Annotated in this window: 16 protein-coding genes; 7 read left to right on the top strand and 9 right to left on the bottom strand. The window is 68.9% G+C overall.

All coding sequences use genetic code 11. From position 1 onward, the window contains the following. Window positions 1-488: 488 nt before the first annotated feature. Both CEK68_RS03735 and CEK68_RS03730 read right to left on the bottom strand, forming a co-directional pair. Window positions 489-2,804, bottom strand: a complete 2,316-nt coding sequence (locus tag CEK68_RS03735; RefSeq protein ID WP_152238578.1) for a DUF1631 domain-containing protein — start codon at window positions 2,802-2,804, stop codon at window positions 489-491. A 223-nt stretch (window positions 2,805-3,027) separates the two neighbouring features. Then, window positions 3,028-5,259 carry a DUF1631 family protein gene (locus CEK68_RS03730; RefSeq protein WP_193314095.1) on the bottom strand — a complete coding sequence of 744 codons (2,232 nt, stop codon included), beginning with the start codon at window positions 5,257-5,259 and terminating at the stop codon, window positions 3,028-3,030. 155 nt (window positions 5,260-5,414) lie between these two features. Here CEK68_RS03730 and CEK68_RS03725 point away from each other — a divergent pair, with 155 nt between their 5' ends. The 4 genes from CEK68_RS03725 to CEK68_RS03710 all read left to right on the top strand — a co-directional run bounded on the left by CEK68_RS03725 (window position 5,415) and on the right by CEK68_RS03710 (window position 8,493). After that, window positions 5,415-5,990: a nitroreductase gene (locus CEK68_RS03725; protein ID WP_152238577.1), complete on the top strand. Its 576-nt coding sequence runs from the start codon at window positions 5,415-5,417 to the stop codon at window positions 5,988-5,990. Beyond that, on the top strand, window positions 5,987-6,910 hold the full coding sequence (locus tag CEK68_RS03720) for a 5'-3' exonuclease H3TH domain-containing protein (protein WP_152237898.1): 924 nt from the start codon (window positions 5,987-5,989) through the stop codon (window positions 6,908-6,910). Before CEK68_RS03725 ends, CEK68_RS03720 begins: the two co-directional genes overlap by 4 nt. Before the next feature lie 241 nt (window positions 6,911-7,151). After that, window positions 7,152-7,703: an NUDIX hydrolase gene (locus CEK68_RS03715; RefSeq protein ID WP_148829884.1), complete on the top strand. Its 552-nt coding sequence runs from the start codon at window positions 7,152-7,154 to the stop codon at window positions 7,701-7,703. Continuing rightward, window positions 7,696-8,493, top strand: a complete 798-nt coding sequence (locus CEK68_RS03710) for an N-formylglutamate amidohydrolase (protein WP_193314094.1) — start codon at window positions 7,696-7,698, stop codon at window positions 8,491-8,493. The genes CEK68_RS03715 and CEK68_RS03710 overlap by 8 nt, the downstream gene beginning before the upstream one ends. A 30-nt stretch (window positions 8,494-8,523) precedes the next feature. On the opposite strand, the gene CEK68_RS03705 is transcribed toward CEK68_RS03710, so the two are convergent. Beyond that, complete coding sequence (locus CEK68_RS03705) at window positions 8,524-9,471, bottom strand: hypothetical protein (protein ID WP_226977748.1); 948 nt, start codon at window positions 9,469-9,471, stop codon at window positions 8,524-8,526. 123 nt (window positions 9,472-9,594) lie between these two features. On the opposite strand from CEK68_RS03705, the gene CEK68_RS03700 reads away from it, so the two are divergent. Then, window positions 9,595-10,485 carry a transglutaminase family protein gene (locus tag CEK68_RS03700; RefSeq protein WP_152237897.1) on the top strand — a complete coding sequence of 297 codons (891 nt, stop codon included), beginning with the start codon at window positions 9,595-9,597 and terminating at the stop codon, window positions 10,483-10,485. A 73-nt stretch (window positions 10,486-10,558) separates the two neighbouring features. Here the strand turns inward: CEK68_RS03700 and pip are convergent, their stop codons facing one another. The 6 genes from pip to prmC form a co-directional block, all read right to left on the bottom strand. Next, window positions 10,559-11,500, bottom strand: a complete 942-nt coding sequence (gene pip / locus CEK68_RS03695; RefSeq protein ID WP_152238576.1) for a prolyl aminopeptidase — start codon at window positions 11,498-11,500, stop codon at window positions 10,559-10,561. Window positions 11,501-11,619: 119 nt separating this feature from the next. Continuing rightward, window positions 11,620-13,980, bottom strand: coding sequence for a hypothetical protein (locus tag CEK68_RS03690; RefSeq protein ID WP_152238575.1), 2,361 nt, complete (start codon window positions 13,978-13,980; stop codon window positions 11,620-11,622). Then, entirely contained in the window at window positions 13,977-14,822 is an 846-nt protein-coding gene (locus tag CEK68_RS20930; RefSeq protein ID WP_193312711.1) for a hypothetical protein, read from the bottom strand. The genes CEK68_RS03690 and CEK68_RS20930 overlap by 4 nt, the downstream gene beginning before the upstream one ends. A gap of 344 nt (window positions 14,823-15,166) precedes the next feature. Continuing rightward, window positions 15,167-15,553: a hypothetical protein gene (locus tag CEK68_RS21185; protein ID WP_226977747.1), complete on the bottom strand. Its 387-nt coding sequence runs from the start codon at window positions 15,551-15,553 to the stop codon at window positions 15,167-15,169. Between the two features lie 27 nt (window positions 15,554-15,580). Continuing rightward, window positions 15,581-15,901: a hypothetical protein gene (locus CEK68_RS21180; protein WP_226977746.1), complete on the bottom strand. Its 321-nt coding sequence runs from the start codon at window positions 15,899-15,901 to the stop codon at window positions 15,581-15,583. A gap of 57 nt (window positions 15,902-15,958) precedes the next feature. After that, window positions 15,959-16,792: a peptide chain release factor N(5)-glutamine methyltransferase gene (gene prmC, locus CEK68_RS03675; RefSeq protein ID WP_152238574.1), complete on the bottom strand. Its 834-nt coding sequence runs from the start codon at window positions 16,790-16,792 to the stop codon at window positions 15,959-15,961. Between the two features lie 240 nt (window positions 16,793-17,032). Between prmC and ahpC the strand changes: the two genes are divergently transcribed. Then, the gene (ahpC, locus tag CEK68_RS03670; protein ID WP_010341941.1) at window positions 17,033-17,599 is read left to right on the top strand and encodes an alkyl hydroperoxide reductase subunit C; all 567 of its coding nucleotides are present in this window, start codon (window positions 17,033-17,035) and stop codon (window positions 17,597-17,599) included. Between the two features lie 161 nt (window positions 17,600-17,760). Continuing rightward, window positions 17,761-19,353 carry an alkyl hydroperoxide reductase subunit F gene (gene ahpF / locus CEK68_RS03665; RefSeq protein WP_017911311.1) on the top strand — a complete coding sequence of 531 codons (1,593 nt, stop codon included), beginning with the start codon at window positions 17,761-17,763 and terminating at the stop codon, window positions 19,351-19,353. Window positions 19,354-19,487 lie beyond the last annotated feature (134 nt).

The following is a 19,487-nucleotide window of genomic DNA, read 5'->3' as shown; positions in this document are numbered from 1 at the left end:
AGGTGGAGGCGTCGCGCACGCCAAGTGCGCGTCGGCGACCGGGCGCGTTGGCGCCCCCGACCCGAGGGCGCCCGCCGCACGCCGCCTCGGCGAAGCCGTGTTCTCCGCCGGGGCGGTCAGGGGCATGGCCAGGTCGGGAAGGGCGCGGCGTGCGAGGAACCCCTGCATCGCCGGCAAGCGATCGCCAACGCGGGTCAGGCGCAGGCGCGGCGTCAGCCGCGACCGGCAGCGCGAGGAAACCCGGTCGCGGCGGAGGAGACCTCCTGATCCAGCCAAGGCCGACAGACAGGAAACGGCGTCAGCCGCGAATGGGGCTCCGAGTAAAGCCCCTCGCGGCTGAAGCCGCCCCTACGGTCGCGATGGCATAGCGACCAACGGCCACCAGAACGCGTCGCTGGCGATGCGCTGACGCCGCCGATACGGGCAACCGAGCAAGACGCGACCCGTGCAACGCCACGGCAGCGATCGCCCGCGCCGCCGCGCTGCTCTCAGTGCAAGGTCGCGCTATGCGGATCGAGACGGTCGATGACGCCCTGCATGGCGCTGTCGAAGGCGCCGTCGTCCACGTGCGCGCGCAGCCGGCCCAGCCGCACCATCACCGCCAGTTCTTCCGGCGAGGCCACGCAGAAGCGCACGCCGCGCCGGTTGACGAACAGCAGCCGCGACGAGATCGGGCTCACCCACGACAGCTTGCCGGCCTGCATCTTGCCGTCGCGGTCGACGAAATCCAGCCAGGTGCCGATCGGCATCGCGCGGAAGCGGTCGGCATCGGCGTTGTCGAAATCGTCCATGGTCTGCGGCGGCGCCACGTCCACCGGTTGCGCCTCCTGCACCGGCGGCTGCGGCAGCGCCACCTGCGGCAGTTCCGGCAGCGGCCGCTCCAGTTCCGGGCGCAACTCGGCCACCGCCTGCAGCGTGTCGTGCAGCGCGTCGATCGCGGCCGTGGCCGCCTCGGCATGCAGGCCGACGCTGGCGAAGACCCGCTGCAGCGCGCCCTGCCAGGCCTGCAGCCAGGGCTTGCCGACGATGTGCCGCTGCGCCTCGGCGGCTTCCTCGAGCAGGCCGTCGGCCAGCGCCAGCGCATCGCGCACGCCGGGGCCGCCCTCGCCTTCGCGCAGCATCGCCATGGTCAGGTGGTGCTGCCACGGCTGCCGCAGGAACTCCTGCAGCGCCTGCGGCAACTGCCGGCCCTGCAGGCGCACCTGCAGTTCGGCCTCGGCGCGCTGCCGCGCCAGTTCCAGCTTCTCCTGGCCGCGCTGGGTCTCGGCGGCGCGGCGCTCGGCGATCTCGATGCGGCGGCGGTGCTGCACCAGGAAATCGCGGAATTCCTCTTCCAGGGTCAGGAAGATCGCCAGGTTCTCGTTGAACTCGGCCACCAGCCGGTCGATGATCTCCTCGACCTTGCCCATCAGCACGCGCTCGGCCTGGCTCTCGCCGGTGTTGCCCTCGCAGGCCTCGGCCAGCGAATTGAGCAGGCGTCGCGCCGGATGGGTCTTCTGCACGAACATGCGCCGGTCCAGCAATGCGACCTTGACGAACGGCACCACCAGCCGGCCGATCAGTTCGCGCGAGCGGCCCTCCAGGTCGCGCTCGTCGAGCATCACGTCGAACAGCATGCCGACCAGGTCGATCGCGTCCTCGTCGACCGGATCCAGCCGCGCATGCGCCGGGTCCACGCCGAACTGGGTGGCGTTGGACAGCACCTCGCTCTTGAGCCGCTGCGCCAGCGATTCGCTGTCGTCGCCGATCGCCGCGCGCAGCGTCGCGCTGGGCGTGGCCTGCAGCAGCGACAGCACCGACATCATCTCGCGCTGGCTCAGCGGGCGTTGCTGGCCGACCGCCGCGGTCGCCGCGGAGGTGGCGCTCTCGCGCGCGTTGCGGGTCTGCTGCAACAGTTCGTGCAACGCCTCCAGCAACACGCCCTGGCTACCGCCGGGCAAACGCGCCTCGCCGTCGTCGTAGCGCTCGCCGGCCTGCAGGCTGCCGCGGCGCTCGGCCCAGCGGTTGACGAAGCGGTTGGCCCAGGCCGGCGCGTAGTGTTCTTCGTCCTCGCCCAGCTCGGCACCGACGCCATCGGCGGCAGCGCCGGCCTCGCGCGGCGGGCGCTGCTCCGGCGGCGGTGCGCGCCGCGGCGGCGGCGGCGGTCGCGGCCGCGAGATCTCCGGCATGATCCCGGCCTGGGCGAGGCTGTCGTCCAGGTCCTGGTAGAGCTTGCCGACCCCGGCGGTGAAGTCGCGTTCGCACAGCTTGATCAGCACCAGCCGCACTTCCGGGGCCAGGTCGCTGGTGGAGAACGCGGCATGCACGGCCACGCCGATGTGTTCGGGGCCGATCGGGTTGGTGTCCGCATCCAGCTCCAGGCCGCCGGCGATCCAGCCCAGGCGCCGGTCGATGCGGGTCAGCACCGGCTTCCATTCGCGCAGCAGCACGCTGGCGAGGTTGCGTACCGCCAGCCGCGATTCCAACTCGTGTTCGGAGATCAGGCTCAGGCCCTGCCCATAGCCGGCCAGGGCGACTTCGGCCGAGAGCGGCGCGCCGGCCTCCAGCGCCTCCCAGGCCGTATGCAGCTGGGCGCGGAAGCGCGCGGCGATCTCGTCGCGACGACGGCGCAGTTCGCGCATGCCGTCGAGGAACAGCAACTGCGACGCGCCGGCACTCTCGGCGCGGTCGAACAGCACATCGTCGAAATGCGCCAGCGCCGCGGCGAAGGCCTGGCCCAGCACTGGCAGCATGCCCTCGCGCGCCTGCGTCAACAGGCGCGGGTCACGCGCCGGGTGTGCGTGCGGGCTGGGGCTGAAACTCATGCGCGACGGCTCCGCGCCATGGACGGCGCCAGATAGAAGGAAGGTGGAAGACGATCGGACGCGGCCCCTGTTTCCGCTCCTGCATGGTAGGCAAGGTGTCTGAACAGCGACCGTGATGCGCTGCGCATTTCTGGCTCCAGAACGTGACCTCGTGCAGGATCGTAGGCATGGAAGGCGTCACTACGGCGGCAATGCGGCATGAATACGGCACGCCCGTCGAGGATCAGGCCGCCGCCGCCACCCGTTCCAGGCGGTCGACCACGCCCTGCATGGCGCTGTAGAAGGCATCGTCGTCGCGATGCAGGCGCAGCCGGTCCAGCCGCGCCATCACTGCCAGCGCCTCGGCCGAGGCGACGCACAGCCGCCCGCCGCGGCGGTTGACGAACAGCAGGCGCGCCGAGATCGGGCTCACCCAGGTCAGCTTGCCGGGCTGCACGCGGCCTTCGCGGTCGACGAAGTCCAGCCAGGTCCCCAGCGGCAGGGTACGGAAGTAATCGGCGGTGATGTGGTCGAAATCGGTGGCCTGGGCCGGTTCCGGCAGTGCCGGCACGGTCTCGGCGGCGGGCGGCTCGGGCACGTCCACGCCCGTCGTCGGCAGCGCGGCCTGCAGCGGCCGCGCGTGCGCCAGGTCGTCCAGCGCCGTGTGCAGGGCCTGCCAGGCGGCTTCGGCCGCCGCGGCGTCCAGGCCGACGCTGGTCCACAGCCGGGTCAGCTCGGCATGTTGCGGCTGCAGCCAGCCTTCTACCGGCACCGCACCGTTCCGGGCCTGGCGGCACTGCGCCAGCACCGCATCGCCCAGCGCCAGCGCCGCGGCGAGCGCGCTGCCCTGACCGTCGTCGCGCAAGGCCGACTGCTGCACGTACTGGCACCAGGACTGGCGCAGGAAGGCCTCGATGGGAAGCGGCACGGTCAGGTCGTCGCCGGCCTGTTGCAGCAGATCGTGCAGGGCCTGCGCGGCGCGCTGCCGGGCGACCTCGCGGCGCTCCTCCGCCCGTTGCAGTTCGGCCGCGCGGCGCTCGGCGATCTCCACCCGGCGCTGGTACTGCTCGTAGGCGCTGCCGAACTCGGCCTCCAGCGCCAGGAACACCGCCAGGTGCTCGTCGAAATCGCGCACCACCCGCTCCACCGCCGCCTGCGCCTGCGCCAGCAGCGCCTGCTCCGGGCCGGTGCTGCCGGCATTGCCGTCACAGGCGTCGGCCAGCAGGTTGAGCAGGCGCCGCGCCGGATGCCCGTCGCGCACGAACAGGCGCCCGTCGATCAGCGCCACCTTGGCCATCGGCACCAGCATCTGCCCCAGCAGCTCGCGCTGCGCGGGTTGCAGCACGCATTCCTCCAGCATCACATCGAACAGCAGGCCGACCAGATCGAGGGTGTCGGCATCGGCCGGATCCAGGCAGGTGCTGGCCGGGTCCAGGCCGAGCGAGGCGCCGATACCGGCGATCTGCCGGCGCAGGCCCAGCGCCAGCGGGCCGCCGTGTTCGCCGACGACGGCGAATCCGGCCAAGGGCATGGTCTGCAGCAACGACAGCACCGACAGCAGCTCGCGCGGCGACAGGCAGCGCCGGCCGTCGCCCGGGCCCGCGTCCGGCTGCGCCTCGTGCAGCAGCGCGCGCAGCGCCGGCGGCAGCACCTCCTGCTCGTTGCGCGCGTGTGCGTCCAGGGCGCGCGCGGCGCGGCGCTGCGCCGCCGACAGCGGCGCGGCGGTGTCCCAGTTCTCGAAAAAGCGGCTGATCCAGTCCGGCGCCGCCTCGTCCTCGCTCGCGCCCAGGCGCGGGATGGCGCGGCGGCGCGGGCGCCCGCTCGGCAGCGCGCGGGCGCGCGCGACCTCGTTCAGGCGCTGCTCCAGTTGCGCATACAGTTCGCCGACGCGCTCCTGCAGTTCCTGCTCGCAGATCTTGACGATCGCCAATTGCACCTGCGGCGCCAGCACCAGTCCGTGCAGCGCCGCATACACCGCCGCGCCCACGTGCTCGGGGCCGAACGGGTTGTTGTCGGCATCGATGCGCTGGCCGCCGGCGATGAAGCCGAGGAATCGGTTCAGCCGCATCAGCTCCGGCCGCCAGCGGTGCTGGATCGCCCCGGCCAGGTTGCGCACCGCCAGGCGCACGTCCAGTTCCTGTTCCGAGACCAAGCTGAGGTCGCCGCGCTCGCGCGCCAGGCTGCGCTCCACCGACAGCGGGCGGCCGGCTTCCAGCGCCTGCCAGGCCTGGGCCAGGTGCGCGCGGAAGCGCGCGGCGATCGGCTCGCGCTGCTGGCGCAGCAGCTGGATCGCCTCGAAATAATCGTTCTGGGTCGGCCCGGCGCGCTCGGCCATGCGGAACAGCGCTTCGGCCAGCACATCCAGCACCTCGCCGAAAGCGCCGGCGAGCGGAACCGACACCACATCCCGGACCTGATCGAGCAGATCCGCGTTGCGGCTGGGCAACAACTCTTCAGCGTATTCAGCAAGGGTCATGGCAGTGTGATACGCAGGCAGCAGTGAGACCGACGTCAATTCGGAAGCTAGCGGCAGATCAGCAACTCAACGCGATTGTCCGTGTAACTGCGGCATCCGCTGCCGCCTGCGAGCGCCCGACTATAATTCCGCGCCCGCCCCACGGAATCGAGACTATGCGCACAATTCATTCGCTGCAAGCGCTGGATGCGCGCCGTTCAGTGCCATCCAAGCAGCTGGGCGAGCCGGGACCGGACGCGGAGACGCTGCTGGCGATGCTGCGGTCGGCGGTGCGTGTCCCCGATCACGGAAAGCTGGTGCCGTTCCGCTTCCTGCGCATCGCCGGCCCGGCGCGTCAGGCGTTGGGCGACATCCTCGCCGCGCGCACCCTGCAGCGCGATCCCGGCGCGGCGCCGGCAGCGGTGGAGAAGGATCGCGAACGCTTCGCGCATGCGCCGGTGGTGATCGCGGTCATCGCCTGCCTGCAGCGCGGACACAAGGTGCCGGAGATCGAACAGTGGATGACCGCCGGCTCGGTGTGCTTCGCGCTGCTGCAGGCCGCGCAGGCCTACGGCTTCGGTGCGCAATGGCTGACCGGCTGGATGGCGTATGACGAAACGGTGTCCGCGCGGCTGGGCCTGGCCGAGCACGAGCATGTCGCCGGCTTCATCCACATCGGCACCGCCCGCCTCGACGTGCCGGAGCGCGAGCGGCCGGACCCACGCGCGCTGCTCAGCGACTGGACGCCGTGAACGCAGGCCTGCCCCTGTCGCGGCCGCTGTACCTGGTCGACGCCAGCCTTTACGTGTTTCGCGCCTGGCATTCGATTCCCGACGAGTTCCAGGACGCGCAGGGCTGGCCGACCAATGCGGTGCACGGCTTCGCCCGCTTCCTGCTCGACCTGCTCGAGCGCGAGCGCCCGCAGCACATCGTGATCGCCTTCGACGAAGCGCTGGACAGCTGTTTCCGGCATCGTCTGTACGCCGCCTACAAGGCCAATCGCGCGCCGGCGCCGGACGCGCTGCGCCGCCAGTTCGCGCACTGCAAGGCGCTGTGCGCGGCCCTGGGCCTGGGCGTGCTGGCGCACCACGACTACGAGGCCGACGACCTGATCGGCAGCGCCCTGCACCGTGCGCGCGGCGACGGCTTCCACGGCGTGATCGTCTCCGCCGACAAGGACCTGTCGCAGTTGCTGCTGGAGTTCGACGAACAATGGGACTACGGCCGCGGCCAGCGCTGGGGCGCGGCCGGGGTCAAGGCGCGCCACGGCGTGCATGCGCACCAGATTGCCGACTATCTGGCGCTGACCGGCGATGCGATCGACAACATCCCCGGCGTCACCGGCATCGGCGCCAAGTCGGCGGCGATCCTGCTGGCGCATTTCGGCGACCTGGACACGCTGCTGGCGCGGGTCGACGAAGTGGCGTTCCTGCGCCTGCGCGGCGCCGCGCAGATGGCCGTACGCCTGCGCGAGCAGCGCGAGCACGCGCTGCTGTGGCGGCAGCTGACCACCATCGCCCTGGACGCGCCGCTGCACACGGCCACCGTGAATTTCGCCCGCGGCGCGGCCGATGCCGACATGCTGCACGGCCTGTGCGAGGCGCTGCGCTTCGGGCCGCTGACCCGACGCCGCCTGCTGCAGGCGGCCGGCCTGGAGTTTGTGGCCGGCTGAGCGCTGGCCTTCGCCACGGGCAGGCGATGCCGCTGCCCGAAGCAGGCACGCCCTCGCACGCGCTGTGCCGGTTGCACCGTGCCGTCGCGACCGGCGCCGAGCGACTCGCGCGGCGCCAGCGACCCCGGGCACGACCTGGCGCGCATCAAAAAAACACAACGCACGTTCTACACTGCACCGCATCGCCGGACCGCGCCGTGCGCGACCGCGCCCTCTTCCTCCGCCATCTTGCGAGCTGCCCATGCCCCGCCACGATTCCCCGCCCCGCGTCGTCTACGAAGGCAAGTACCAGCGCATGGTCGTGCGCGGCACCTGGGAGTATTCCGAGCGCGTCCACGCCGGCGGCCTGGCCGCGATCATCGTGGCGGTCACGCCGGACGACGAGGTGCTGTTCGTCGAACAGTTCCGCGTGCCGCTGCAGGCGCGCACCATCGAGATGCCGGCCGGACTGGTCGGCGACATCGATGCCGGCGAATCGATCGAGGTGTCGGCGGTGCGCGAACTGGAAGAGGAAACCGGCTGGACCGCCGAGCACGCCGAGGTGCTGCTGATCGGCCCGACCTCGGCCGGCGCCAGCAACGAGAAGATCGCCTTCGTGCGCGCCAGCGGCCTGCGCAAGGTCGGCAACGGCGGCGGCGACGCCAGCGAGGACATCACCGTGCATTCGGTGCCGCGCTCGCGCGCCGCCGCGTGGCTGGTGCAGAAGATGGGCGAAGGCTACGCATTGGATGCGAAGCTGTGGGCGGGGCTGTGGATGATCGAACACGAACTCGACGGCACGCCGCGTGGCTGAGGGTCTCAGCCACGCATTGCCGCCGCTGCTGGGCGCGGACGACCCGGCGGTGTTCAGCATCCACCGACCACACGGTACATCGCCGTTCGTGCTGCTGGCGGATCACGCGGGACAGGCAGTGCCGCGCGCGTTGCACGGCCTCGGCCTGGCGCAGTCGGAACTGGATCGGCACATCGGCTGGGACATCGGGATCGCCGGCACCACCCGCGCGCTGTCCGCGCTGCTCGACGCCTGGGCGATCGAACAGACCTATTCGCGGCTGCTGATCGACTGCAACCGCCCGCTCGCCTCGCCGACACTGATCCCGTCCGTCAGCGACCGCACCGTGGTGCCGGGCAACGCCGCACTCACGGCGGCGCAGCGGCAGCAGCGCATCGACGCCGTGCATGCGCCCTACCACGCACGCATCGCCGCCGAACTGGACGCGTGCCGCGCCGCCGCCCGGCCCACCGTGCTGGTGATGATGCACAGCTTCACCCCGATGATGGACGGCATGCCGCGGCCCTGGCATGCCGGCGTGCTGTATCACCGCGACACCCGCTTCGCCCACGCGCTGCTGCAGGCGCTGCGCGCGGAAGACGACCTGCTGATCGGCGACAACGCGCCGTACGCGGTCAGCGACAGCAGCGACTACGCGGTGCCCGTGCACGGCGAAGGCCGCGGCCTGCCGCATGTCGAACTGGAGATCCGCCAGGACCTGATCGCCGATGCCGCCGGCCAGCAGGTCTGGGCGCAGCGGCTGGCGCGGATCTTCACCAGGCTGCAGCCGCAGTTGCTGGCGCTGGGCTGAGTAACGCCGACGCCCTTCCCGCACCACGCCTCATGCCAGCGTCGGCACTGGCATCCACGGAAACGCCTTGTAGCCCTGCACCTGCAGCGGAACGCCGAGTGCGGCGAAATCGGCCGCGATCGCCGCGGCACGAAGACGATCCAATGCCTCGCCCACGGTCAGCGACCCGGCGCGACAGGCGGCCAACGCCTGGCCGATCGGCCAGTCCAGCAGGTGCGCGACCTGCTGCGCTATCGGCTTGACGCATTCGGGCGGACAGCGCGCAAGCACCAGATCGAACGAGGCAAAGACGCCTGCACCGACGCCAACCGCGCGCGCCGCCTCCCAAGCGTCCTCGTCCGCCTCGCCGAGCGCCTCGTCCACACCCTCGACCTGCAGGAACGCGTCGTACTCCGCGTAGTAGGCCAACGCCTGCGCGTAGTCGTATAACGTCGACAGCGGGCGTTGCCGCTTCTGCACGTCGAGCACGTCGGCGAACGTCGCCGGTTCCAGGTAGGGCGCCAAGCCCAGCGCGCGCGCCGCCGCGGGCGGTGTGTCATCGTCGCCGAATGCAGTGGCTTCGTCGGGCGGCAACCAGAAGCGCGCCTGCAGCGGATCCTCGCCGGTGGCATGCACCCAGCCGAACGCCTCGTGCACGTGGCCGTCGTCGTTGCAGGCGGCAAAGGCATCCAGCGTCTCACGCAAGGTCAATAGCGGAATCATACGTCGTCGGGCAGGCAGCGCGCGGCAGCGCAGTCTAAGGCAGGTGTGCGGACGCTGAAGGAGAATGAAGCCTGCGAGACCGGAGCGAGACGTCGCTGGACATCGCCTGGCGTGTCGATCCGCGACCCCGTTCGACGACGACCGCTCGCCCGCACCCAAGCAGTCCGCGACCGGCAGCGCCGCCGCGATGCGCCCCCAGTGCAGCGGTACGCGGCTGGCGCAGCGGCGCCCGCGATCCGCAACGCCCGGTTGCCCCTGCGGCCGTTCGGCATGCACTGGCCACGACGCCGCTCAGCATGCTGAAGCGGCTGCCGCCCGCCTTCACACTAAGCTGAGTGTCTCCTGCGCACGCTCGGGCTGGACCGGTCCGCCGGCACCCCGCCCCGCACCGGACCCCACATGCTCATCCGCCTCGGTTACGAAATCCGCTACCGGTTCGCGCAAGCGACGCCGATGCTGGCGATGCTGGACATCCACGACAGCCGCCGCGACGACATCGTTGCCGCAACCGCCTTGCACAGCGTGCCGGCGCTGCCGTTGCACCGTTATCGCGATGGCTTCGGCAACCGCTGCACGCGCCTGCAGGCGCCCGCCGGAACGCTGACCCTGCGTGCCGATGCGGTGGTGCGCGACAGCGGACTGCCGGACCAGTACCGCTACGACGCCGCACAGACCCCAGTGGAGCAGTTGCCCGACGACACCCTGGTGTATCTGCTCGGCAGCCGCTACTGCGAGACCGACCTGCTCAGTGGCATGGCCTGGGAGCTGTTCGGCGGCACGCCGCCCGGCTGGGCACGGGTACAGGCGATCTGCGACTACGTGCATACGCGCATCGCCTTCGGCTATGCCCATGCCTGCGCCACCAAGAGCGCCGCGCAGGCGCTGCAGGAAGGGCGCGGCGTGTGCCGCGACTTCGCGCATGCGGCGATCGCGCTGTGCCGCTGCATGAACATCCCGGCGCGCTACTGCACCGGCTATCTGGGCGACATCGGCGTCCCGGTCTCGGACGCACCGATGGATTTTTCCGGCTGGTTCGAAGCCTTCCTCGACGGGCGCTGGTACACCTTCGATGCACGCCACAACGTGCCGCGCATCGGCCGGGTGCTGATCGCGCGCGGCCGCGACGCCGCCGACGTGGCGATCAGCACCACCTTCGGCGACAACGTGCTCGAATCGTTCGTGGTGTGGACCGACGAGACCAAGCAGGCACAGCTCGACACGCGCCCCTGCGCAGCGACCGGTGCCATCACCGCCGCCGGATGCGAACCCGGCAACGCGCTGACCTGCTGAATCATTGCAGTGGACGGTGCCGCCATGCGCAGCACCGCCCTTCCGTGAACGCGCTATGCAGCCGCGCGCGGACTCAGGCGAAGCCGTCGGTGGCGCGCACCAACGCGTCGACGTTCTCGGGCTCGAACGCGGAATGGCCGGAGGCCGGGGTGATCTGCAGCGTCGCCTTCGGCCAGGCCTTGGCCAGGTCCCAGGCATTGGCCAACGGGCAGACCACGTCGTAGCGGCCGTGCACGATCACCCCGGGGATGTCGGCGATGCGGTGCGCATCGCGCAGCAACTGATCCTCGACCTCGAAGAAGCCGCCATTGACGAAGTAGTGGTTCTCGATGCGGGCGAAGGCCAGCGCGAAGTGCGGGTCCTCGTGGCTGTCGACGAAATCGGCGTCCACGTGCAGGAAGCTGGTCGCGCCTTCCCACACGCTCCAGGCCTTGGCCGCGGCCAGACGGGTCGCCTCGTCGTCGCTGGTCAGGCGCCGGTGGAAGGCCGAGATCAGGTCGGCGCGCTCCACCGGCGGGATCGCCGCGACGTAGTGCTCCCATGCGTCCGGGAACAGGCGGCCGGCGCCTTCCTGGTAGAACCACTCCAGTTCCCAGCGACGCAGCATGAAGATGCCGCGCAGCACCAGTTCGGTGACGCGCTCCGGATGGCTCTGCGCGTAGGCCAGCGCCAGGGTCGAGCCCCAGCTGCCGCCGAACACCTGCCAGCGGTCGATGCCCAGGTGCGTGCGCAGCCGCTCGATATCGGCGACCAGGTCCCAGGTGGTGTTGTCGACGAGGTCGGCATGCGGCGTGGAGCGGCCGGAGCCGCGCTGGTCGAACAGCACGATGCGGTACTTGGCCGGATCGTGGAAGCGGCGCATCTTGGCGTTGCAGCCGCCGCCGGGACCGCCATGCAGCAGCACCACCGGCTTGCCGTGCGGATTGCCGCACTGTTCGTAGGACAGGGTATGCCGTGCGTCCACCGGCAACATGCCGCTGTCGAACGGCTCGATCTCGGGATACAGCGTGCGCATGGCGACTCCTGCGGGAAAACCGCGATTCTACCCATGCGCGCCACTTGAGCGGCGCTGACCAGCAACGGCCGGCCGCGAACGGACCTGGCGCAGCGCCGATCGGCCAACCGGGGTCGGGATCAACCGATCGCCGGCGCGCCTCTGCCGCCAGGGGCGTCCTGCAACCGCTGCTGCGCTTCCATGGCCAGGTGCTGCGCGCGCTGCTGGTTGAACGCCTGCGCCTGCTGCACCGTCTCGTGCATCGGTGCAGCAGCCTGCGCCACGTCCGTGGCGGCGCGGAAGCCCGGCGTGTTGCCGGACACCCACAGCGTGTCGCCGGCCATCTGCACCCGGTCGATCTTGTCGGCGCCGGCGATGCCGGCCTGCTTGGCGCCGAGCATCGCCTGCGCGACGTGCGCATCGCCGATCTGCGCCGGCACGTCCTTGCGGATGCGCGCGAACATGGCCTGATCGGACGCAGACAGCGCACCCAGCGTCTGCGCACGCTCATAGGTTTGTGCGGCCGACGGTGCCATGTGGGCTCCGGAGGCAGGCGTCGCCGCCGCCCCATGCGGATGCGCCGCTGCTGGCGCCTGCGGCTGCGCGGGCGCGGCGGCCGGCGCGCTGCGCTGGAACCACTGCCCGGGATGGGTCAGCGTGTCGTAGGCCTTGCCCGCCGCGTGCTTGGCGGCATCGATGCCCTGCGTGGCGGTCTGTCTTGCGGCTTCGTACGCGTGCGTACCAACCCGCGCGGCGCTGTCGGCCGCTTGCTTCGCCGCATCATAGGCACTGGTGGCCGCACGTCCAGCTTGCGCAACGCCTTCGGTCACTACGTGTTTGGACGCGTCGTAGGTCTGCGTGACAGTGCGCTCGACATGCTCCACACCGTTTATGACCACGTGCTTCGCCGCACCGTAGGTTTGAGTGGCCGCGCGCCCAACCTGCTCCGCGCCTTCAGTCACCACATGCTTCGCGGCGTCGTAGGTCTGGGTGGCGGCACGACCGACCTGCTGGGCGCCTTCGGTCACCACGTGCTTGGTTGCGTCGTAGGTTTGCGCCACCGCACGTTCGGCCCGGTCGATCCCATCGGAGACCGCCTGCTTGCCGAGCTGATACGTCTGCGTGGCGGTTTTCGCCGCGACCCGCGCGCCATCGTAGGCATCGACGATGTGATTGGCGACGTTGGCCACGCCCGCCTGGAAGCGAGGATCATGGATCCGCTCCACCACGGCGTCGGCAGCCGCATGCGCGCCTCGCTCCACGGCGCCTTTGGCCGATTCCAGCCCGCCGCCCACCCACCGCGCCGCCGCATCCGCACCTTGACCGTGCAGACGGGCGGCTTCGCCCACCACATGTCCAGCCAGCGGCGCAACCGGGATGAAGGGCGCGGTAAGGCGCCCCCCCTCCCGCGCCACGATCGCGATACGTTCGTCAAGCGCTTGCACGTAGCGACCGCCGGCGCGCACGGCATCGGCACCGTGTTGCAGGCCGTCGGCAACCCCGCGCACGGGCGCGCCACGCGCGATGGTGTCGCGAATGGCGGGATCGGCGTTGAGCACGAGGTACTCGTTGAGTTGCCTCCGCAGATTCGGCGACAGTTGGCCCTGCCCGTCGTTCCCGCGCATCTGCCGCAGCGACTCGGACAGTTCGGCGCGTGCGAAGGACACATCGCTGCCGAAGCGGTCGATGGCGTCCTTGTTCGCCGCGTAGCGCTGCGTCGCTTCCTGGAAGCGCTGGGGTTGCAGGATATTGTCCGGACTGTCGCTGCTGAAGTGCTGCTGGCCGCCGTGATCGCTCAGCCGCATCGCGATCAGCGCGTTTGGCGGCGCCGACCCGGGCGGCGCATCCAGGTAGCGGCCGGCCCGCAGGCTCTGGATGTCCTCTTCGCTGGCCAGCGACACCACCTTGCCGACATGCGGACTGGCCGCGCTCACCACGTCGCCGGCCATGCGGTAGTTGGTGAGCTGGAAGCCCGGCTGCGGCGGGCCATCGATCATGTCCGCCGCGCCGAAGCCGTTGTAGGTGGCGCCGCGCAGGCCATATTTGGCGGCCTGGAGTTCCGCCAATGCGCCGCCCAGGGAGTGGCCGGCAGCGAATATCTGGGTTTTCGGGATGCCCTGCGCAGCCGCTTTGGCGATCATCTGCGCTGTAAACGCGTCGGCCGCAGACTTCTGCGCGTTGACGGTATCTCGCACCATCTTTGCATCGACGGCGATGTCCTGCAGCGTCGTCAGCGCGTGGTCCGCTTTTTCCGAAACACTCTTACCTGAAAATAGACCAGGATCAGTACCTCGGTACGCGACAATAACATTGTGAGGCGACGCAACGCTTTGATACGCAGTTGCGTGAAAGCCGGTAGCCGGATCACTGGCATAGCCAAATATCTTATAATCCTGACCATCTAGAGAAACATATCTATTGTTATCGCCCACATCACGCTGTGATCGGTTGGCATACGAGTCATTACTTGCATCAGCTAACGCTTGATCAATGACTTTCATGACTTGACTTCCTTAACAGTGATCGTCACTGGGAAATAAGCATCAGGGTCTTTAAGAACCTCGGGATCGTCAGACTGGAACTCTAGCGCACCATAGGGAACCAAAGCAGGATCCCCATAAGAACTATTCTTGAAATAGCTTTTCCCACCACCCTCGCGCAAGATTTTTTCCAACAACCCTCCCCAACCGAATTTCACACCCTTGCCAATCGCGCTAACACCCACACTTGTCACATCCCAGTGGCAAACCCCGAGATTGAAATAATCTTCATCCAGCAGGGCATCGCGATAAAAATATCCCTTCCATGTGTGGTCATCCACCTGGACCATAGGAATATCGAGCCCGGTGTTAGGCACATGCTGCTCGCCAAGAACTGGCATCATCGGCACACAATTCTTATTGATGACGTCATATCCAATGTAAGCACCCTTGAAAGAATCCCACGGTCCCGGCGCATTTGACGTGGCGATGACCTCGTAGCGCTTGACCGGATGCGGATTCAGATGCCCGGTCGCACCGTCGTTGCCAACATCGATACCTTTCGAACAACCGGCGGCGGTCGCGGCCAGGGGCATAATGGCGGCAGCGGCCAGGTGGTGCAGTTTCATCGTATCGTCCTCGGGGGGATAGGCCGCAGGCAGCGCGGCAGTGGGGTCTGGTGGCAATGGCAGTCTCGGCTTGCGCCAGGGCGCAATCGGCACCCCGCCACGCGGCAGCGCGCCGAGCCTGGCGTAGACGTCCGCATTGATGCTGCCCATGTCGCGCAGGAGTTGCGCATCGCGCATCGTGCGGGCGCGTGGACGATAGGGATTGTCGCTGTACGTGCTCTTTTCGTCGCTCATCGCGCCACCTCTCCTTTATCAAGACTCCAAGTTGCGACTGCGATCTTACTCGCTGGAAACCATGTCGCCACTGCCCATCGCGCGAAGGGTACAAGTGAGATCCTGACCCACATCCATGGCCCGGATTTTCCTGATGAATCGCCATCGGGCTCTGATACCGGCATGCGGCAGCGTCAGGTATTGGTTACATAACTGACTGGAAGCCTGTAGCTGAGCCACTGGAAAAGCCGAAAACCCAGTAGCGCCTCTCACCTGAATGCACCTGCTTCTTGCAGCGATATCGCTTCGAGGACGATTCACATACGCGTCGTTGGCCGCATCGGCAACCGCTTGATCAATCCCCTTCACGGCTGGGCCTCCCTGACAGCGAGGGTGACAGAGAAATACGCGTCCGGATGCTGTAGCACTTCAGGATCAGCAGGATCGAAATCCTGTGCCCCGTAAGGGACCAGGGACTTATCCCCATGCGCGACCTTCTTGAAATACCTGGTCCCTCCACCTTCGCGCAGAATCTTCTCCATAGAGCCGCTCCACGCAAACCTTAGGCCCTGAGCAATCGCACTGGCGCTCACGCTCGTGACGTCCCAATGGCACACCCCAAGCTTGAAGTAATCCTCATCCTGCAGCGCATCACGGTAGAAATACCTCTTCCACGTATGGTCGTCTACGCGGGTCATCGGAACGTCGAGTCCGGTATTGGGGACTTGCTGTTGACCAATGAAGGGGATCATCGGAACGCACTTCTTATTGACGACGTCCTATCCGATGTAGGCGCCCTCGAACGCATCCCACGGCCCCGGCGCATGGGACGTGGCGATGACCTCGTCGCGTTTGACCGGGTGCGGATTCAGATGCCCGGTTGCGCCATCGTTGCCGACGTCGATGCCGTTGGAGCAGCCCGCGCCAGCCACGAGGATGGCAGCCACAGCGAGTGCGCGCAGGATTCTGAGACGGGGCCTGCGACGAGCGGTCACGCCGGCAGGGATCCACGCACCCTCGGCATGCCGCGCACCCGTCTGTGCCACGGCGGGCGTGGGCGGTACGCGCATCGCATTCGAAAGGCGACTGAGGGTGAACATTGCGGGTCATCCATGTCCGGCATCGTTACCCACGCACCATACCCCGGCGCCGGCGGGTCAGGCCAGCGGCTGGCGCCCCAGCGTGACCCGGTCGCGCGCCTCCAGGTCCTGATACGTCGCCACCTCCGCGAAGCCGGCCGCCTCCAGCAGCGCGCGCACCGCCGCGCCCTGGTCCCAGCCGTGTTCCAGCAGCAGCCAGCCGCCGGGCAGCAGATGCGCCGGCGCATCGGCGACGATCCGGCGCAGGTCGTCCAGCCCATCGGGGCCGGACGCCAGCGCGCTGGCCGGTTCGTAGCGCAGGTCGCCCTGCTGCAGGTGCGGGTCATCCTCGGCGATGTACGGCGGGTTGCTGGCGATCAGGTCGAAGCGCTGCCCGGCCAGCGGCGCCAGCCACGGGCCCTGGACGAAGGCGACGTTGCCCAGGCCGTGGGCATGCGCATTGGCCTGCGCCACCGCCAGGGCGGCCGTACTGAGGTCGGTGGCCAGCACCTGCGCCCGGGGCCGCTCGCTGGCCAAGGCCAGGGCGATCGCGCCGCTGCCGGTGCCGAGGTCGGCGATGCGCCGGCCCGGCGCCGGATCCAGTCGCTCCAGCGCCAGCTCCACCAGCCGCTCGGTGTCCGCGCGCGGGATCAACGTGGCCGGTCCGACCGCCAGGTCCAGGGTCCAGAAGCCGCGCCGGCCGGTCAGGTAGGCCACCGGCTCGCCCTGTACACGCCGGGCGAGCAGCGCCTGGAACCCATCCGCCACCTCGCCCGCCAACGGATCGCGGGCGTGCGCGAACAGCCACGCACGGTCGCGCTGCAGGGCATGCAGCAGCAAAGCTTCGGCATCGCCGCGCTCGACCTGGGTGCAGGCGTCGCGCAGCAGGGATTCGGGGGTGGGCGCATTCATCGCTGTCACGATGACGCAGCGAGCGCGGAAAAGCCAACGTGGTAGAACGGACCGACGCCCATGCGCCCTGGGCGGCTGACGCGCTGTTCGCGCGGCAGTGCAGCAAAGAGCCAGGCTTGGGAATCGATAGAGGAAACCTATCTATTCAATTCCATCAATCGATTTGAGGGATCTATCGGCACCCCCTATCATGAGCCTCGTTCCATCCCCCGACCCCTATTGCAACCACGAGGAAACTCCATGTCGTCTTTGATCAACACCCAGGTCCAGCCGTTCAAGGCCAACGCCTACCGCAATGGCGAATTCATCGAAGTCACCGACGCGGACCTGAAGGGCAAGTGGTCGGTGCTGATCTTCATGCCGGCCGCCTTCACCTTCAACTGCCCGACCGAAGTGGAAGACGCCGCCGAGCATTACGCCGAGTTCCAGAAGATCGGCGCGGAGGTCTACATCGTCACCACCGACACCCATTTCTCGCACAAGGTGTGGCACGAGACCTCGCCGGCGGTGGGCAAGGCCCAGTTCCCGCTGGTCGGCGACCCGACCCACCAGCTGACCCGCGCCTTCGGCGTGCACATCGAGGAAGAAGGCCTGGCCCTGCGCGGCACCTTCGTGATCAACCCGGAAGGCGTGATCAAGACCCTCGAGATCCACGACAACGCGATCGCTCGCGACGTCACCGAGACCCTGCGCAAGCTCAAGGCCGCGCAGTTCGTCGCCTCGCACCCGGGCGAGGTCTGCCCGGCCAAGTGGAAGGAAGGCGAGAAGACCCTGAAGCCGTCGCTGGACCTGGTCGGCAAGATCTAAGCCGCCCTCGCTCCCATCTCCGCCTCGCGGCGGGGGTGGGGGTGAACCGCAGCCGGCATCGCGCGCCGGCGCCGGCTGCGGTTCATCCCTCCTCCCCTCTTCGCAGCGCGCTGCTCCGGCAGCACGCCTCCCCTCGCTTTGCCCAACGTCAGGAGTCCGCCATGTTGGATGCCGATCTGAAAACCCAGTTGAAGGCCTACCTGGAGCGGGTCGTCCGGCCCATCCACATCACCGCGTCGGTGGACGATGGCGCCAAGTCGCGCGAGATGCTCGACCTGCTCGAGGACCTGGTGCTGCTGTCGGACAAGATCACCCTGGACGTGCACCGCGACAGCGGCGAGCGCGCGCCCTCGTTCGCGCTGAACAGCCCCGGCCACGACATCCACCTGCGCTTCGCCGGCCTGCCGATGGGCCACGAGTTCACCTCGCTGGTGCTGGCGCTGCTGCAGGTCGGCGGGCACCCGTCCAAGGCCACCGCCGAGCTGATCGAACAGGTGCGCAACCTGCCCGGCGAGTACCGCTTCGAAACCTATTTCTCGCTGTCCTGCCAGAACTGCCCGGACGTGGTGCAGGCGCTGAACCTGGCCGCGGTGCTGAATCCGAACATCCAGCACGTGGCGATCGACGGCGCGCTGTTCCAGGACGAGGTCGAGGCGCGGCAGATCATGTCGGTGCCCACCGTGTACCTCAACGGCGAAGTCTTCGACCAGGGCCGCATGACCCTGGAGCAGATCGTGGCCAGGCTCGACACCGGCGCGGCCAAGCGCGATGCGGCGGCGATCGCGGCCAAGGCGCCGTTCGACGTGCTGGTGGTCGGCGGCGGCCCGGCCGGCGCGGCCGCGGCGATCTACGCCGCGCGCAAGGGCATCCGCACCGGCGTGGCGGCCGAGCGCTTCGGCGGCCAGGTGCTGGACACCATGGCGATCGAGAACTTCATCTCCGTGCAGGAGACCGAAGGCCCGAAGATGGCCGCGGCGCTGGAGCAGCACGTGCGCCAGTACGACGTGGACATCATGAACCTGCAGCGCGCTGAACAGCTGGTGCCGGCCGGTGCCGATGGCCTGGTCGAGGTCAAGCTGGCCAACGGCGCATCGCTGAAGAGCCGCACGGTGATCCTGTCCACCGGCGCGCGCTGGCGGCAGATGAACGTGCCCGGCGAAGACCAGTACCGCAACAAGGGCGTGGCCTATTGCCCGCACTGCGACGGCCCGCTGTTCAAGGGCAAGCGCGTGGCGGTGATCGGTGGCGGCAACTCCGGCGTGGAAGCGGCGATCGACCTGGCCGGCATCGTCAGCCACGTCACCCTGGTCGAGTTCGACAGCAAGCTGCGCGCCGACGAAGTCCTACAGCGCAAGCTGCGCAGCCTGGGCAACGTCGACATCCTGGTCAACGCGCAGAGCACCGAGGTGCTGGGCGACGGCCAGAAGGTCACCGGCCTGGTCTACAAGGACCGCGTCGGCGGCGATGTGCATCGCGTGGCGCTGGAAGGCATCTTCGTGCAGATCGGGCTGCTGCCGAACACCGAGTGGCTGCAGGGCACGGTGGCGCTGTCGCCGCGTGGCGAGATCGTGGTCGACGACCGCGGCCAGACTTCCCTGCCGGGCGTGTTCGCCGCCGGCGACGCGACCACGGTGCCGTACAAGCAGATCATCATCGCCATGGGCGAAGGCTCCAAGGCGGCGCTGAGCGCGTTCGATCACCTGATCCGCCACAGTGCACCGGTCGCCAGCGGCAGCGTCGCCGAAGCGGCCTGATCCGCCCCGTCCCGCGCCGCACTGCCGGCGCGGGACCAGGGTGTGCGGTCTCCACCGCGCGCGCCCATCTGTCTCGTCGCCAAGTGCGCTACACGCTCTATGCTGTGACCCTGCGTCACCTCCCGCCGCTGCGT

Origin of the sequence: Xanthomonas sp. LMG 12461, assembly GCF_009192935.1 — a bacterium.
In the GTDB taxonomy this organism is placed as follows: Bacteria; Pseudomonadota; Gammaproteobacteria; order Xanthomonadales; family Xanthomonadaceae; genus Xanthomonas_A; species Xanthomonas_A sontii.
The sequence above is the reverse complement of the archived record's forward strand: the minus strand, read 5'-3'. Positions and strand labels throughout refer to the sequence as shown.

Excerpts from the sequence above, each read along its gene's own strand:
- CEK68_RS03735 (WP_152238578.1), bottom strand. The coding sequence starts at position 2,804 with ATGAGTTTCAGCCCCAGCCCGCACGCACACCCGGCGCGTGACCCGCGC.
- CEK68_RS03730 (WP_193314095.1), bottom strand. The coding sequence starts at position 5,259 with ATGACCCTTGCTGAATACGCTGAAGAGTTGTTGCCCAGCCGCAACGCG.
- CEK68_RS03725 (WP_152238577.1), top strand. The coding sequence starts at position 5,415 with ATGCGCACAATTCATTCGCTGCAAGCGCTGGATGCGCGCCGTTCAGTG.
- CEK68_RS03715 (WP_148829884.1), top strand. The coding sequence starts at position 7,152 with ATGCCCCGCCACGATTCCCCGCCCCGCGTCGTCTACGAAGGCAAGTAC.
- CEK68_RS03700 (WP_152237897.1), top strand. The coding sequence starts at position 9,595 with ATGCTCATCCGCCTCGGTTACGAAATCCGCTACCGGTTCGCGCAAGCG.
- pip (WP_152238576.1), bottom strand. The coding sequence starts at position 11,500 with ATGCGCACGCTGTATCCCGAGATCGAGCCGTTCGACAGCGGCATGTTG.
- CEK68_RS03690 (WP_152238575.1), bottom strand. The coding sequence starts at position 13,980 with ATGAAAGTCATTGATCAAGCGTTAGCTGATGCAAGTAATGACTCGTAT.
- CEK68_RS20930 (WP_193312711.1), bottom strand. The coding sequence starts at position 14,822 with ATGAGCGACGAAAAGAGCACGTACAGCGACAATCCCTATCGTCCACGC.
- CEK68_RS21185 (WP_226977747.1), bottom strand. The coding sequence starts at position 15,553 with ATGATCCCCTTCATTGGTCAACAGCAAGTCCCCAATACCGGACTCGAC.
- CEK68_RS21180 (WP_226977746.1), bottom strand. The coding sequence starts at position 15,901 with ATGTTCACCCTCAGTCGCCTTTCGAATGCGATGCGCGTACCGCCCACG.
- prmC (WP_152238574.1), bottom strand. The coding sequence starts at position 16,792 with ATGAATGCGCCCACCCCCGAATCCCTGCTGCGCGACGCCTGCACCCAG.
- ahpC (WP_010341941.1), top strand. The coding sequence starts at position 17,033 with ATGTCGTCTTTGATCAACACCCAGGTCCAGCCGTTCAAGGCCAACGCC.
- ahpF (WP_017911311.1), top strand. The coding sequence starts at position 17,761 with ATGTTGGATGCCGATCTGAAAACCCAGTTGAAGGCCTACCTGGAGCGG.